General features: G+C 72.9%; 1 protein-coding gene. It reads left to right on the top strand.

The features are described from left to right. Window positions 1–810, top strand: an 810-nt coding sequence (locus tag HMPREF3099_RS08230; protein WP_168168487.1) for a S8 family serine peptidase, incomplete at its 5' end; no start/stop codon positions are given. Between the last annotated feature and the right edge of the window lie 39 nt (window positions 811–849).

The raw sequence follows: 849 nt of genomic DNA, 5'->3' as shown, positions 1-849 counted from the left end.
GTGGTGGAGGCCGCCGGCAACGGCGCCCAGGACCTCGACGACCCCTGCTACGGCGGCGAGGGCTTCCCCGACGGCAAGGGCGACTCCGGCGCCATCATCGTCGGCGCGGGCGCCAGCTCCCGCAGCGGCCGGACGCCCGGCGAGGTCCTGAGCTACTCCACCTACGGCTCGCGTGTGAACGTGCAGGGCTGGGGCGAGATGGTGGCCAGCGCCGGGTACGGCGACCTGCAGGGTGGCGACGAGACCGTGCAGTACACCGACCAGTTCTCCGGCACCTCCTCGGCCTCCCCCATCGTGACCGGCGCCGTGGCCCTGGTGTCCTCCGTGGCCCAGCAGAAGGGCGTCTCGCTCACCCCGGCGCAGATGCGCTCCCTCCTGGTGAAGACGGGCACCCCGCAGAAGGGCTCCGGCGGCCACATCGGCCCGTTGCCCAACGTGCTCGCGGCGGTCAACAGCCTGGGCGAGGGGACCGACCCGGACCCGGGCACCGACCCGGAGCCCACCGGCTGCACGGGCCTGGCCTCCACCACCGGCGCCCTCTCCGGCCAGGGAGACCGCGACATCCTGCCCAACGGGTCGTGGTTCCGGACCACGTCGGCCTCCACGCAGCACGCCTGCCTGAAGGCCGACGGCGAGTTCGCCCTGTACCTGCAGAAGTGGAACGGCGCCAGCTGGGACTACGTGGCCAAGTCCACCAGCCGCACCGGCACCGAGGAGATCACCTACTCCGCCGGCGCCGGCTACTACCGCTGGATGGTCTACTCCTGGGCCGGCAGCGGCAACTACAGCCTGCTGGCCACCGGCCTCTGAACAGCCCCTCCCGCCGATGCCGGGGCCCGGGTCGCGTGA

The organism is Kytococcus sp. HMSC28H12 (assembly GCF_001816045.1).
In the GTDB taxonomy this organism is placed as follows: domain Bacteria; phylum Actinomycetota; class Actinomycetes; order Actinomycetales; family Dermatophilaceae; genus Kytococcus; species Kytococcus schroeteri.
The sequence above is the reverse complement of the archived record's forward strand: the minus strand, read 5'-3'. Positions and strand labels throughout refer to the sequence as shown.